This window comes from Archangium violaceum, from assembly GCF_016859125.1.
GTDB classification, from domain to species: Bacteria; Myxococcota; Myxococcia; order Myxococcales; family Myxococcaceae; genus Archangium; species Archangium violaceum_A.
The window spans coordinates 8,919,852-8,931,675 of record NZ_CP069338.1; the positions used below are offsets into that span (position 1 = coordinate 8,919,852).

Genomic DNA, 11,824 nt, shown 5'->3' on the forward strand with positions numbered 1-11,824 from the left:
GGACCGGCGGCACGCCGCACCCGTCAGTCGATGGGGAAGGCCACCGTGGAGATCAGCGCGAGCTCGGACTGCCGCGTGTCGAGGCGCGTGTGCTGCACCACGATGGGAATGTCCGACTGGATGAGGCTCGCATAGTCCGTGTCGCGGGGAACGGGCTCCGGATCCTTCAAATCATTGAAGCGAACATGCAGCGTTCGCCGCGCCGGCACGGTCACCCGGTAGGGTCCCACGGGCTCGCGATCCGCGAAGAAGAGGGTGAGCTCCACGTGGGCCTCCTGGTCGGATGCGTTGAGCAGGCAGGCGGTCTCGTGGCTCTCCAATGCGCGGCCCTGCTCCGCGCTCTTCGTGCTCTTTCCGGGGATGTAGCCCTCGGCGATGGCCCACTGCTTGCGGCCGATGGGGATTGGCATCGCTCGTGCCTCCATGTCTCCAGGGAATCTGTTACCGCCGGGGCGGAGGCGCAGTGGCAAGGCCGGGCCGCCGGCAGGCGGGGAGGGCAGGCCGCCTCGCGCCGTCACCCACTGGCCATCCCCGCGAGGGGGATGTCCCTGGATGAACCACCTCCACCTCCCGATGTTGGGTGGACCCACACCCCGCGGGGTCGGGGGCGTGCGAGCTTCCCGGGCCGCCCCTACCCACTTCCTCCACACGCGGGCTTCGCGGTGAGGCCCCGGAAGGGGAGGAAGACGAAGATGCGGATGGGGATTATGCGACCACTCGGGTTGGGATTGTGTGTTGGCCTCGCCGCGCTGCTGGGCGCGTGCGGCGGTGAGGAGGGCGGGGCGGGGTGCTCGACCGACGCCGATTGTGCCGGGGGGGAGATCTGTCACCCCGTGGCCCTGGTCTGCCTCCAGACGTGTGAGCTGGCCGCGGACTGCCCGGACTCGGCGAAGAACTGCGAGGAGTTGGGTGGAACGGGGCCGAACGCCAACACGCGGGTCTGCAAGTGCACCACGGACGAGCTGTGCGCGGGGGGCGACACCACGGGCTCGTCGGCCATCTGCTCGGACGCATTTGGCGTCTGCGTGACGAAGTGCGGCGGCGACACCGACTGTCCGACCGGCTACACCTGTGAGACGGGCACTGGCGAGTGCCGCGCCACCGGTGCGGGCGGCACGTGCACCTACGATTCCTGTGGTCCCGACCTCAACTGCAACCTCACCACCGGTCAATGCGAGCCGGCGCGGACCTGCACCTCCACGGGGACCCAGCCGGACGTGTGCGGCTATGGCCAGTACTGCAACACGGTCAACCTGTGCGACTTCGTCTCCAGGCCGACCTGTTCCAACATCACCCAGGCGGGCATCGATTGGGACCCGGCCACCTCCTCCGGCCCGGTCATCTATGAAATCACCCAGGAGTACTTCGACCAGGACCCCAGCTTCTGCCCCGGGACCGGGGTCAACAAGCGGGCCCGCTTCCGGGTGGATGCCTATGGGCCGCCGGGCACCTTCTCCACCCAGAGCGCCTTGAACTCCGTGCTCAAGTACTACCAGACGAGCGGCGCGCTCGGGCCGACTCCGGGCATCCAGAACCTGACCGTGAGCAACAACGGCCAGAACGCGACGTTCGACATCAACTTCTGCGCGTCCAATGCGCTGGAGCAACTGCAGATCGGCCTGCGGATCGATGAGGGCAACGGCTTCTGCGCCACGGCGCGGTGAGGGGTCTCGGGCCCGGCGGGCCTCGGAGTCTTCCCCCGAGACCCACCGGGCCTGGCCGCGCGGTGCCAACTCTAGAACGAGGCGCCCAGATGGAGCGTCGCCCGCACCTGGTTGGACGACTGCGTGTCCGCCAGGGTGGGGAAGGCGTCGCTGTCGAGCGCGATGTCGTAGGTGGCTCGCGCGCCGAGGTTGAAGTCGCTCTCTCCGCCGCCCAGGGGCATCTTCCAGTCCACGCCCACGCCCACGGGCAGCTTCACCAGGGTGGCGTCCTGGACGGGGACGCCCGCGGCGGGCGTGCCCACCACGTTCAGGCGGGAGATGGCGACGCCTCCGAGCGCGTAGGGCTCGAGCCTCCACCTGTCCGGGCCCACCTTCGCGACGGCCTGCCCGCCGTTCTCGAGGAGGGTGGACTGATCCGCGGCGAGGTCCTCCTCCGTCTTGTAGGCCGCGCCCTGGTAGCTCAGCTCGGCATCGAGCCAGGGCAGCACGTCGATTCCGGCCAGCACACCGTACGAGGCGCCCGGCGTGGTGAGGCGCGCGGCCTCACCCGCGTAGGTCAGCATACCTCCCTGGGCCATGACCGAGATGTCGCGCGCCAACCCAGGAGGACGTCCGCTCGCTCAGGTGGAGCCCCTCCCGCCTCCACGCCTGGCGCGCGGGGCCTCCCTGGCGCCTACTCAGCCAGATCCGGATCCACCTCGTCGTCCCCGAGCCCGTCCCCCGCGCCGCCCACGCCCGGCTCGAACATGCTCTCGTCCTCGCCCTCTCCCTGCTCGAAGAGCCCATCGTCGACGCCCTCGGACGGCGCGATGATGCCCGCGTCATCCTCCTCCCCGATGACTCCCTGGTCTCCCGCTCCGCCCGTACCGGGTTCGAGCACCTCCTCCTGTTCCTCGATGAGCTCGTCATCGGCCATCTCCTCCTCGAGGAATGGGTCATCCGTGGTGGTCGCGCATCCGGCTCCCAGGGCCAGGGCTCCGGTGGTGATGCACGTCCAGACGAGATTTCCGCGGAAACGTCCGCTCATGGCTCGCTCTCCTCTCCGTCCTGCGAAGTGTCCATGACACAACCTGGGGCTGGGGCACCGCACCGGGAGCCGCCGGAAGTCTCCCGAGCCACCCCTCGGCCGCTGGGGACCCGCGAACGAGAAGGGCTGGCGGGCTCGCCCTCCCATGCGTGGCCGGTTGGCCCACGACTGTTGCATGAGGCACGGATGGCTAGCCTTGTCAGGGGGGAGGAGGTTCATCGAGATGAAACGATGGTGGACGCTGGTACTGGCGCTTGTTCCCCTGGCCGGTGCATGGGCCCAGGGCGGGACGGGCACTCAGGGGACGACGGGCACGGAGCGGGAGACACCCGGGGCCGCCACCTGTGTCACCCGGGCGCTCCAGGAGCTCTTCCTCTCGCAGCACGACGCGGTCCTGCTCTGCCAGGGCGCGGAGTCCGATGAGCCCGTCGAGTGCTTCCGTCGGACCTCCGAGCAGACGTTCCTCGACAAGACCGACATTCTTTCCCTGTGCAGCCCCACCTTGTCTGGCGAGGTGGAGGACCCGCTGTGAGGCCAGACCACCGAGGAGATGCCATGGAGACACAACTGTTGACGCTGTTGCGGATGGTGCGGGCGTGGATGTGCGCCGTCCTCTTCTTCGTTCCGGCCCTCGCCTTCGCGCAGGTGTATGGCGAGGACGCGGCGCGGTACTCCGGGCGCGGCTGGGGTTTCTGGAACGGGTTCTGGACCATTGCCGCCATCGTGGCCATCCTGGTGCTGGCCGCGTGGGGAGTGTCGACCATGCGGGGCCGCCGCCGCGTGGGCCCATGACGGACTGCGTGGGGTGGGCGCTCGCGTGAGCAGCCATTCATGCGAGCACCTGCCACCCTCGCACTATGCGCCTCCTGGCTCCCGGTCCACCTTCTGCGTGAACCGCAGTACACCCGAGGAGGAGCACACATGCGTGGAACGCGTTGGATGTTCGTGGCCGCGGCCCTGGTGACCGGGACGGCCTTCGCCCAGCAGCAGCAGCAACAGGGGCAGCAACAGCAGCCAGCGGCACAGGCCCCGCAGTTCGACGAGGGGCGTTGGACGGCTGAGCTGATGCTGGCCAACCGCTGGTCCGCCGACATGTCGAAGATCGCCGCGGACCGGGCCGCCACTCCGTCCGTCCGCAAGTTCGCGCAGCAGGCGGTTCAGACGCACCAGGGTTTCGAGCAGCAGCTGCAGCAGCTCGCGCAGCGCGAGGGCATCGATGTGACGCAGGCGCTGCAACAGGCCGAGCAGGGCATGAAGACGGACTTCATGCACGCGGCGATCGTCACCTCGCTGGCCGGCCTCCCCATGTTGTCCGGGGTGAACCTGGACAGGGCCTACCTGTCGTCCGTGGTGCTCTCGCACGACCTGGCCATCGACAAGATTCAGTGGGCCGCGAAGCAGGTGAAGAACCCGCGGCTGACGCAGGCGATCCAGGACGAGCTCAACACGCTCGTGAAGCACCGCCAACAGGCCTATGGCCTCCTCGGGCAGCTCGCGCCCAAGCCGCAGCGGGGTCAGGCTCGCGGCGCGCCGCCCATCTCCCGCTAGGACGACGACACGCGAGGACAACGGCAGGGCCACGAAAGGAGCGGTGCATGCATCAGGTGAAGTGGTGGGTGGTGGGAGTGATGATGGGGGCGCTCGGGCTGGCGGGGTGCGCGCACGAGGCCGAGCTGAAACCGGCGGCCTCGGCCAACACACTTCCGGCGGATGAATACGCCGCGAAGGCGTCCGCCGAGGGCGTCACCCTGGTGGCGGATGGCAGGTCCTGGGAGGGCGAGCCCAGGGAGCTGGATGAGGTGGTGCCCGTGCGTGTCGCCATCCGCAACTTCAGCGACAAGCCCCTGCGCCTGCGCTACCGGGAGCTCGCCCTCGTGGGCCCGCATGGCTCGCGCTTCGTGGCCCTGCCTCCCTTCCAGATCGACGGCACCGCCTACGTCAGCGCCCCCGTGACGGACGTGGACGCCTATGGCGGCGCGGACCCGACGCCGCTGACCGGGCCGTGGCACCCCTCCTTCGACGCCAACGGCTTCTACACCGCGCCCACCTACTCACCGATGTGGACCGGCCTCACGCCCTGGGCCGGGCCCTTCGCGGCGGATCCGCTCTACTACGACAGCTACTACACGCGGTGGCCGGTGGAGCTGCCCACCGCCGACATGGTGGCCAGCGCGCTGCCCGAGGGCGTCATCGAGCCCAATGGCAGCGTCTCCGGCTTCGTCTTCTTCCAGGACGTGCCCGAGGGCGTGGATCGGGTGGACTTGCGCATGGACCTGGTCGACGCCAACACCGGAGAGCAGTTCGGCCGGATCTCCATTCCCTTCATCCCGAAGGACGCGTGAGCCGCCTGGTGCACGAGCACCCGTTGTGCTCGTGCGCCTCGGTATTGCCCGCTTGGGGGCTCGCTCCCAGCTTCTGGAGAGATCCTCTGGCGGAGGGAAAGACGGTGCGACGGAACTGGTGGAAGCCAATCGTGTCCATGGGAGTCCTGCTCCCCACGCTCGCCCTGGCGGCGGTCCCGGTGGGGCAGGAGCTCCCGTTCTTCGTGGGCACCGACCTGACGGGCACCCAGCGCCGCTCCTCGGAACTCACGGGCCAGCCCGCGGTGGTGATCGCCGCGACCAGCCGCGCGGCTTCGGGCGAGGCCCAGGCCTGGGCGAACGAGATCGTCCAGCGGCAGGGAGGCGACGTTCCGCTCGTCACGCTGATCGCCATCGATCTGCCCTTCTTCATCCCCGATGACGTGGCCCTCGGCATGGCCCGGGACAGGATTCCGCACCGGTACTGGGATCAGACATGGCTCGGAGGCGAGGGTGACATCCAGCGTGCGCTCCAGCTGGAGCCGGGGAGCGACACGCCCTACGTCTTCACCCTGGACTCGCGGGGGCGCATCACCGACGCCATCCACGGCCGCGTGGGTGACCCCGCGGCCTCGCGCATCTGGCGGTCCATCCAGGCGTGGCGGCGTTGAGCTTCTCGAGTGGGGTCACATGTGAAGCAGGGGATGAAACGGAAGCTCGTGCGCATCGGGTTGGGAGTGCTGGTCGTCTTCGTGATCCTGGCCGTCTATGGGGTGTTCATCGAGCCGCGCTATCTGCTCCAGGTGGAGCGGCGGGTGGCCCATGTGCCGGCCCTGCCCGCGTCCTGGGAGGGCCAGCGGATCGCCGTCCTCGCGGACTTCCAGATCGGCATGGCGCTGGGCAACGAGCGGGCCATGCGCGAAGCGGTGGCCGACGTGGTCCGGCTCCGGCCGGCGGTGGTGTTGCTGCTCGGGGACTTCGTCTTCGACGCGGAGGCCGATGACGTGGCGAGCAAGATGGAGCGGGTGGAGGAGCTCCTCCGGCCGCTGACGCAGGCGGGGCTGCCCACCTTCGCGGTGCTCGGCAACCACGACTACGGCCTGAATACCCCCGCGGACGAGCTCGAGCCCGGGGTGGTGGAGGCGGTGGTGGCGGGGCTGCGGTCCATCGGCGTGACGATGCTGAGCAACGAGGCCGTCCGGCTCGGCTCGGGTGAATCCGTGCTCTACCTGGTGGGAGTGGATTCGCACTGGGCCCAGCGCGACAGGCCCCTGGTGGCATTGAAGGGCGTGCCCCCCGAGGCCCCCCGCCTCGTGCTCATGCACAACCCGGACTCGTTCCTGGAGTTCCCCCCGGACAGCGCCCCCTTCGCGGTGGCGGGCCACACCCATGGAGGCCAGATTCGCATTCCCTTCCTGCCCCACTGGAGCTGGCGCAGCCTCGCCGTGAAGGGCGGGTCCCAGACGGACGGGTGGATCGTGGTCCCCGGCTTCGGCGAGCCGGGCAATCACCTCTACGTCAGCCGGGGCATCGGGATGAGCACCGTGCCCATGCGCATCAACTGCACGCCCGAGCTGACCGTGTTCACCCTGCGGCGTGACGCGCCCGGCTCCTCCGATGCGACGGAGCGGCCAGCGGCGGCCCGGCGGGGACAGGGCGGGAGGCGGTAGCGCGTGGGGCGCCCGCCGCACCATGCTCGATCGGATGGCGCTCCATCAGTCAGGGGAGGCGCTCCGCCCGGACTCTCCTCCCGTCCCTATTCTTCGGGCATGTACGCCTCTTTCGCCCGACGCATCGGTTGTGCTCTCGGCCTCGCCCTGCTTGGTCTCGGGACGGTGGCGGCCTCCCAGGACCAGGACGAAGACCGGCTCCTCCTCCAGACTCCAGCTGGAGACAGCTCGATCCAGGTCTGGCGGGACTCCCTCGTGGGTCCCGACATCCGGCTCGTCCGTGACGAGGGGACCGTTCATGGACAGGCTTTTGGCCGCTCCGTCTTCCTCCACCTCAGGAGGGGGGAGGTGGAAGGGCTCATCGGTGCCCAGCTCGCGCGGTTCTCCTGGCGCGAGGAGGCGGGGACATTACGCCTGGAGGGCACCCTCATCGGGAGCCCGGTGGGGCTCGAGATAGGCCCGGAGCGGATCTCCGGCTCGGTGGGCCCGTGTATCTACGCGCTGGAGTACAAGGACGAGGCCTACGCGGGGCAGAGGGTCTGTGGCACGGGAGACCCGCAGCAGGTCTCCGTCTCGCTGCCGTCCGGTCTCCCACCGCGGGGCTCCCCGATGATGGCCACGGCGCTCGTTCTCCTGCTCGGGATGTGACGTCCCGCCCGCCCTCGGCGAGCGGGCGGAGTGAGTCAGCGGCGGGTCCCCGCGTCCTGCTGGCCGGCATTGCCCGCGCCACCAATGGCCTGCTCGTCATCGGGCTGGCCCGGTACGGTTTCCACCTGGGGCGTGCCCTCGTCCGACCGGGGAGCCAGCACATCATCGGCCGCCTGGTAGGCCTCCTCGGGAGCTGAGATGAGGGGCGTCTGGGGTTCCAGCCGCGAGTCCGCACCCGTTGGGCCTTGCAGGGCCTCCTCCTCGCCCTGGCCCATCGTCGGGTGGTTCTGCCAGTCGGGCATGTTGAATCCCTCGCGGCCATCCAGCTCCGATGCGGCTCCCGCCGCCCCGTCCTGGTATTTGTTTTGGATGGGTGTATGGGGCCGGCCGGTTTCCTCCGAGAGATTGCCGCAGCCCACCACGAGCAGGCCACCCGTCAGCAGCCCCATTGTCAGCACTCGCCGCATTCCACGTTTCATGTCCAGCTCCTCGGTGAGAGTCGAAAGTGCGTGTCCTCACTCAAGGTAGGAATCGAGGACGGCGTGAGCAGACATCCAGAGGGGCTCTGCCTGGGTGGAATCCCTTGCGCTGGGGGGATGTGCCGCTCGGCGGCTTCGATTCCCGCCGCCTCCACTTTTTTACGCCGTGCTTACGGGTGGTTGGCAGCTTCCTCCATCCGTGTTGCACGTATGTCGCACGCGGGCGCAGAGGGCCGGTCGAGAACCCCGACCGCCTCTCTGCGCGTGTCCGGGCTCAGGTGGGCGTAGCGCTCCGTCATGTCGATGGTCGCGTGGCCCATCAGCTCCTTGATGACCGTCAGCGGTATCCCCCTCATGGCGAGGTGGCTGCCGTAGGTGTGCCGCAGGTCGTGCCAGCCGATGCGGCCCTGCTCGCGGGTGATGCCCGCCCGCTTTGAGCGAAGAAAGAAGCAGAGGCCCTGGCCGAGAAATAGCTCTGCCGGGGCCTCACCGTTTTTCTGGACAGGGAGAATCAGTCGTCCATGAGGGAGTCCGCTGCAGCCTGCAGGTCCTGTCTGTTGGGCTGCACGTAGATGGCGGTTGTGGCCAAGCGCGAGTGGCCGGCGAAGGCAGCGACGAGCGCAAGGTCGTGCTTCTTGCTTCGCACCAACTCGGTGAGAGTGGTGTGACGCAGGACGTGGGGACTGACGCCGACCACACCCGAGAGGCGCTCGTACTTGTCCACGAGGCGGCGGATGGAGCTGGTGTTGAGCGCGTCGCCGTAGCGGCCGGGGAAGAGGTAGTCGCCGAGGGCGGGCCGGGCAGCGAACCAGGTGGTGAGGACGCGGCGCACGTCGCGGTGGAGGGGGAGGGTGCGCTGGCGCGAGCCCTTGCCATTCACCGTCACCCAGCCGCGGCGCTCGCCCAGCTCCAGGTCCTCGAGCTTCGAGTGCCGGCGCTGTCCAGGGCTCGGGCGGTGAAAGTCCTGTCGGTGCCCTCAGGGAGCGCGTCCATGCTGCCGGTCCAGGGACTCGTCTTGCCCGAGAGCGTGGTGGTCTCCGGGTCCTCCCCGGGTGCGGACACTTCCACCTCCACCTTGGCGATGCTGGCGGACGAGGCCCCAGAGCGAAGCTGCACAGTCACCTCGGCCGTGCTGGACGAGCAGCTCGACAGCAACAGTGCCAGCACAACCAACAGGCTCGAACGAGAGTGCACCATCTTCATCGTGTCTTCCCCCAGGGGCTTCGATGTTGCCATGGGGTTTAGCCGGACGCGCGGAGCTCGCCCATCGACGAGGTGTGTGAGCAGAGAAGGGCCCGTCAAGGGGGTAACTCATTCCTCGGTTCCCCCCTGTATGGTTGGGTGTCCCGCATCCTATCCTTCAGGGTTGTTCTACCTGGGGGGAGGCCAGCGCCATGTCGAATGAGTACCGGAGTCCCGAGGCGGGGGAGGGCGGCGGTACGCAGCTCGAGGCTCGGCGGAGATCGCGGGGCAGGCCGTGGTGGGCGTCGCGTTTAGTGGCGCTGATTCTCCTTGGGCTGCAGACAGCGTGCGCGACGGGCTACCCCATGGGCGGGATGCTGGTTGGCGGAGCTCGCCAGCGGTGGCGGGTGCTGCGCACGAGTCCCAGGCCACAGGAAATCGCTGGCCAGACCCAGAAGGTGCCTGCACCAACGACCGGGGAGGCCGTTGCGGACCTGGGGGGGACTGACGCGAGAGCCGAGGAGCGCGAAGCCGGTGTGCCAGTGGCGGCGGGCACGGGCCATGTTGTCGGGGCGGCAGAGCGGGCCCGGCAACGTGCGCAGCGCGTGAGCGAGGGGGACGACGAGGAGGTACTGGAGGGGAAGGGCGTTGGATGGCCGGATGGAGTGGGCGACGGACGGCCCTTCGAGGTGCCCATGACGCTCGACTACTTCCAGGGTTTCCTCGCGCAGGCCGGTGTCCCCAGTACGGCGTTGCCCAGAGACGGGCGCACGCTGTCGCCTCAGCAGGCGATGGAGCTGGTGCCGCATCTGCTCTCTACGCCGTTGACACTGGGCAACTTCGGGCTGCGCCGTATGGCGGCACACCTGCTCTTGGAGGTGGCCGCGGGTGGCGAGGTGGTGACGAGAGACGAGTTCCACGCGCGCATGCGCCGCTTCTCGCGGCTGCTGGTGCTTCGGCCGGACGGATACCTGGTGAGGGCCACGACGGGAGTAGCGGTCCAGAAGGCCGGTCAGGTCGTGCTCGCCGAGGACGGCACGCTCCGGGCCGGACGCTTCGAGGTGGGACCGTTCTACGCTATCGAGGGCAGGCGCCTCTTCCCGGTGGACCAGGGGCTCGAGGTTCCCAGAGGCGCGCGTCCGGCGGGCCTGTATGAGCCCGACGACAACCCGGCGCTTGCGGTGGCCGAGGGAGCAGTGCTCGCTGTGGTGGACATGGTGGAAGGCCTCTACCGGCTGGTCTTCTACACGGGCGAGACACTGGAGGGGCTGGCGCAGCTGCCGGGCGCGGTGAGGCAGCTCTACGAGAACTCGCCGAAGCTGTGGGAGGAGTTCCGTCACAAGCCCTACGCTGAGAAGGTGCGCACCGTGTCGCGGCTCGCAACGGGCGCGGTGCTGACGGTCGGTACGGCCGGCGCTGGAACTGCGAAGGCGGCCGCCTGGGGTGGGAAGCTGGGGAGCCTCACGGTGCCTCTGCTGTCGCTCACAGGGGACGGGCTCCTGACGGTGCGCCTAGTGGCCGTCCCCATTGGGAGTGTCGCCACCGCAGCCGCGCCGGCGGTGAGTGCCACCTACGTTCTGCACATGGCCACCACGAGCGCCCAGGGCGCGGGGGGCGGCGGTGGCTGGCCTCCGGTCGGCGGGCCAGGGCAGTGGGTGGAGGACAACTCCAGCATGTCCGAGCAGGCGAGGGACTACCAAGCCCAGATCACGGGGGCACCCAAGCGATGGGCGTACAGGGTGTGCCGGGATGGGGACTGCGTGAATTACGACGGGTACGATCCGAAGACGGGCACCCTGCTTGAGGCCAAGGCGCGCGAGTACCAGAAGTGGTTCGACGAGGACCTCAACCCTAGATTCAAATACGAAGGCCTGGACAGCATGATCGAACAAGCTGAACGGCAGCTTCGGGTTGCAGGCGAGGTGCCAGTCCGTTGGCACGTCGCGGAGCCGCGGATGGTGGCGGTGCTTCGGAAGTATTTCGACGCTAACGGCTTCCAGGCCATTGAGGTCGTTTACACTCAGCCCGTGAAGTGAGGGCTACCACGCATGAGCGAGACGTACGGAATAAAAGCCTACTGGGCGCACAGGCCGGAGTCCGCCGAGGAGTGCGCGCGCCGGGCGGAGATGTTCTTCCGCCTCCTTGCGGAGTGCCATCCCGACTTCGCCCCTTGGTACGAGAAGAGCAGTTCGGCACGGAAGGCGCTGCAGCTCGGCTTTGAGCCCACACTCGAGACGTTCCTGAAATTCTTCGGGCGGGAGAAGTATCAGAGCGGGAATGATGGCTTCAGGTTCGGAGCGTGGACGGGTCGCGAGGCAGAAGACCACGGGGCAATGGTCATGCTCAGGTGCGGCTCGAAGGGAGAGGTGGCGCCGAACAGCCTCTGGCTCTTCCTGCCCAAGGAGGCCCTGGGTGAGGAGCGCGTAGTCACGGAGCCCGTCGTCTCTGGTGCTATGCGTGCCGTTGCCGTGGCCTGGGAGCCTGAGTGGGCAGTGGCGACGGCGGACGGGCTTTGGGACGAGCTCTCCGGCGGCAGTCAGCTCGGCTGCTTCGTGGGCTGGATGACGTACTTCTCGCGGGACCGGGGCGAGGTGCCTGCCCTGCCTGCGCCGGTGCGCGTAGAGGCTGTAGGCGACAAGGGCACGCTCGTCACGCTCACCCCGGAGCGACTTACCCCAAGCAATCCAGAGCACGTGGCGCTCGCTTGGCGAACGCAGCGGGCGCTTGAGGAGCGGGGGCTGTTCCGGTTGATGGTGCCGCCGGCTTCCAGGCGGAAGGCGTGACGCGGCACGCAGCCCCGGAAGAAACAGCTGGCCGTAGGAGGGGCCCAAGATGGCTCGGATTGACCCGGATG

At 68.7% G+C, this 11,824-nt stretch carries 16 protein-coding genes and 1 pseudogene; 10 read left to right on the forward strand and 7 right to left on the reverse strand.

Annotated elements, in window-relative coordinates:
* Positions 1–23: 23 nt before the first annotated feature.
* Positions 24–410 (reverse strand): sensory rhodopsin transducer, encoded by a 387-nt coding sequence (locus JQX13_RS38030; protein ID WP_203404319.1) that lies wholly within the window; start codon positions 408–410, stop codon positions 24–26.
* 423 nt (positions 411–833) lie between these two features.
* Here JQX13_RS38030 and JQX13_RS38035 point away from each other — a divergent pair, with 423 nt between their 5' ends.
* The gene (locus JQX13_RS38035) at positions 834–1,664 is read left to right on the forward strand and encodes a hypothetical protein (RefSeq protein WP_203404320.1); all 831 of its coding nucleotides are present in this window, start codon (positions 834–836) and stop codon (positions 1,662–1,664) included.
* Between the two features lie 71 nt (positions 1,665–1,735).
* Here the strand turns inward: JQX13_RS38035 and JQX13_RS38040 are convergent, their stop codons facing one another.
* A complete protein-coding gene (locus JQX13_RS38040) occupies positions 1,736–2,227 on the reverse strand; it encodes a hypothetical protein (protein WP_203404321.1) in 492 nt (163 codons plus the stop codon).
* 110 nt (positions 2,228–2,337) lie between these two features.
* Positions 2,338–2,691 (reverse strand): hypothetical protein, encoded by a 354-nt coding sequence (locus JQX13_RS38045; protein WP_203404322.1) that lies wholly within the window; start codon positions 2,689–2,691, stop codon positions 2,338–2,340.
* A gap of 223 nt (positions 2,692–2,914) precedes the next feature.
* Between JQX13_RS38045 and JQX13_RS38050 the strand changes: the two genes are divergently transcribed.
* From JQX13_RS38050 to JQX13_RS38080, 7 genes are all read left to right on the forward strand, one after another.
* Positions 2,915–3,223 (forward strand): hypothetical protein, encoded by a 309-nt coding sequence (locus JQX13_RS38050; protein WP_203404323.1) that lies wholly within the window; start codon positions 2,915–2,917, stop codon positions 3,221–3,223.
* Between the two features lie 23 nt (positions 3,224–3,246).
* Positions 3,247–3,483, forward strand: a complete 237-nt coding sequence (locus JQX13_RS38055) for a hypothetical protein (protein ID WP_203404324.1) — start codon at positions 3,247–3,249, stop codon at positions 3,481–3,483.
* A 129-nt stretch (positions 3,484–3,612) separates the two neighbouring features.
* Entirely contained in the window at positions 3,613–4,239 is a 627-nt protein-coding gene (locus JQX13_RS38060; RefSeq protein WP_203404325.1) for a DUF4142 domain-containing protein, read from the forward strand.
* Between the two features lie 47 nt (positions 4,240–4,286).
* Complete coding sequence (locus JQX13_RS38065) at positions 4,287–5,033, forward strand: hypothetical protein (protein WP_203404326.1); 747 nt, start codon at positions 4,287–4,289, stop codon at positions 5,031–5,033.
* Positions 5,034–5,164: 131 nt separating this feature from the next.
* Positions 5,165–5,662: a hypothetical protein gene (locus tag JQX13_RS38070; protein WP_203404327.1), complete on the forward strand. Its 498-nt coding sequence runs from the start codon at positions 5,165–5,167 to the stop codon at positions 5,660–5,662.
* A 33-nt stretch (positions 5,663–5,695) separates the two neighbouring features.
* The gene (locus tag JQX13_RS38075) at positions 5,696–6,661 is read left to right on the forward strand and encodes a metallophosphoesterase (RefSeq protein WP_203404328.1); all 966 of its coding nucleotides are present in this window, start codon (positions 5,696–5,698) and stop codon (positions 6,659–6,661) included.
* Positions 6,662–7,009: 348 nt separating this feature from the next.
* Entirely contained in the window at positions 7,010–7,309 is a 300-nt protein-coding gene (locus JQX13_RS38080; protein WP_203404329.1) for a hypothetical protein, read from the forward strand.
* Between the two features lie 35 nt (positions 7,310–7,344).
* On the opposite strand, the gene JQX13_RS38085 is transcribed toward JQX13_RS38080, so the two are convergent.
* The 4 genes and pseudogenes from JQX13_RS38085 to JQX13_RS38100 all read right to left on the reverse strand — a co-directional run bounded on the left by JQX13_RS38085 (position 7,345) and on the right by JQX13_RS38100 (position 9,024).
* A complete protein-coding gene (locus JQX13_RS38085) occupies positions 7,345–7,788 on the reverse strand; it encodes a hypothetical protein (RefSeq protein ID WP_203404330.1) in 444 nt (147 codons plus the stop codon).
* 170 nt (positions 7,789–7,958) lie between these two features.
* Positions 7,959–8,222 (reverse strand): annotated as a pseudogene (locus JQX13_RS38090) (tyrosine-type recombinase/integrase); the annotation flags it as partial.
* Positions 8,223–8,299: 77 nt separating this feature from the next.
* The gene (locus JQX13_RS38095) at positions 8,300–8,674 is read right to left on the reverse strand and encodes a tyrosine-type recombinase/integrase (protein ID WP_203404331.1); all 375 of its coding nucleotides are present in this window, start codon (positions 8,672–8,674) and stop codon (positions 8,300–8,302) included.
* Entirely contained in the window at positions 8,671–9,024 is a 354-nt protein-coding gene (locus JQX13_RS38100; protein WP_203404332.1) for a hypothetical protein, read from the reverse strand. The genes JQX13_RS38095 and JQX13_RS38100 overlap by 4 nt, the downstream gene beginning before the upstream one ends.
* A gap of 641 nt (positions 9,025–9,665) precedes the next feature.
* On the opposite strand from JQX13_RS38100, the gene JQX13_RS38105 reads away from it, so the two are divergent.
* Positions 9,666–11,006 carry a restriction endonuclease fold toxin 5 domain-containing protein gene (locus JQX13_RS38105; protein ID WP_203404333.1) on the forward strand — a complete coding sequence of 447 codons (1,341 nt, stop codon included), beginning with the start codon at positions 9,666–9,668 and terminating at the stop codon, positions 11,004–11,006.
* 12 nt (positions 11,007–11,018) lie between these two features.
* Complete coding sequence (locus tag JQX13_RS38110; RefSeq protein ID WP_203404334.1) at positions 11,019–11,753, forward strand: immunity 52 family protein; 735 nt, start codon at positions 11,019–11,021, stop codon at positions 11,751–11,753.
* Positions 11,754–11,824 lie beyond the last annotated feature (71 nt).